The following is a 1,578-nucleotide window of genomic DNA, read 5'->3' as shown; positions in this document are numbered from 1 at the left end:
ATGTTCTGTCTCAGCCCGTCTCCCGGACTGCCTGTCTATAATACCCAATATCCGCTCGTTTGTAAAGTGTTTTTTTAATATTTTTTGATTTTTTTATAAAAAATATTTAAAATCTCTTATATTGTTTATTTTCATCAAAACAAGGCTATCTTATCACATAAGACAGCCCTGTTTAATAGTTTAATGTGTTTTATTTTGTTCAGTATATTCTACAATACGTTGTGCTAGTTCCATAATGGATTCAAAATTTTCAGCACCACCAATAAATCCTCCTGGATGGATAAAGCGTGCACCTTCTACTCCAGTAAGTTCTACTAATTCTTGATCACGTTTTCCACACCACTCTTCAGGTACTTTGATACGTGTATCAAAGCTTGCTGGCGATAGAGGAACGCCTTGAAAGTTCCATCCTCCTCTTTGAGATGGAAACACAGTTAAATAGATATCATTCACTTTATTGCTTTCTGATTTAAGTAATGTACCTTTCCATGGGACAAACTGTTCTAGAATCATAATATGATGTTCTGATAAGTCAATTTGTGCTTCAACATAATCCATTCCTTGAATTCTACTTACTTCTGAATGAATGCAGGTATCAAATATCTCTTTAAGTAATGGTTCACCATTTTTATGATAGTGTTCCATTAAGATAGCGAGCTGTTCTACTGGATAAGCAGTGACTTCATCTGTTTCTTCACGTTCAAAAGAAAGTGGCTGCACAAACATCTTATTCACATCATATACACCTAAATCTGCATGTTTACTTGATTTATTGTAATAAGTGATGATTTCTTCACCATATTCTTTCCACATATCTATGGCATCACCTTCTTCATTAAAGATGAAACATTTCGCTTCATTGGCTTTATCTAAAACAATCTTCTTCATCACCTGATCTAACCAATCATAACCATCATCCCAATCAAGTTCATTATTATTATAAACATCCTTTAAATATTCAATATATACATGAAAAACCGTTCTCATAAAATCAACTGATTTTAAAAATGCTTCATCTCCACTAATAGGTGAATTCCAGAAAGGGTTACTAATAGAAATGACAGATGAAATAGTCATGGAAATGCGTTCACCTTCTCCATTATCCAATGCATCTATAGGCATGATAATCTGATCATCTATATCATAAAAATAATCTTCTATATAATCTTGAATTCCTAATTTTTCAAGTATCTGCATGCCATAGTCACGCCAAATAAGACCTACAGAAGAATAAGCAATTCCATTATCTCTTCTTACTTTATCATCCTGGTGATGATCATACTTTCCTAAACCAATATCATAGACAAAAGCATCTGTATCTTTTTCATCTATTTCTGCAACTCTCGCAAGTGAAGCATCTTCATATAATATTTCTAATAAGACTGTCGCCATAACATCATCTGCATGAAATGATCCAGCATGAGTTATAAACTTTGCATCCTTTTCTTCTACTATCTTAATCATATTATCTCCTCTTTTATACTCTTATCTATCATATCATTCTTACAAGAAACTTACACTACTAAAAAAGCCCTCCTGTCGGAAGGCATAAAAAAAAGGACCTGGCAGCTTGCTATT

Annotated in this window: 1 protein-coding gene; it reads right to left on the bottom strand. The window is 33.1% G+C overall.

Translation table 11 applies throughout. The annotated features are described in order from the left end of the window. Positions 1-180 precede the first annotated feature (180 nt). Positions 181-1,464, bottom strand: a complete 1,284-nt coding sequence (locus tag ACT8VG_RS11040) for an MYG1 family protein (RefSeq protein WP_444195913.1) — start codon at positions 1,462-1,464, stop codon at positions 181-183. Positions 1,465-1,578 lie beyond the last annotated feature (114 nt).

Origin of the sequence: Catenibacterium sp. (assembly GCF_052354645.1) — a bacterium.
Classification (GTDB): domain Bacteria; phylum Bacillota_I; class Bacilli_A; order Erysipelotrichales; family Coprobacillaceae; genus Catenibacterium; species Catenibacterium mitsuoka_A.
This window is presented reverse-complemented; position numbering and strand designations above follow the sequence as displayed.

What these genes read in the sequence shown, in the direction of transcription:
- ACT8VG_RS11040 (WP_444195913.1), bottom strand. Translation starts at nt 1,464, where the DNA reads ATGATTAAGATAGTAGAAGAAAAGGATGCAAAGTTTATAACTCATGCT.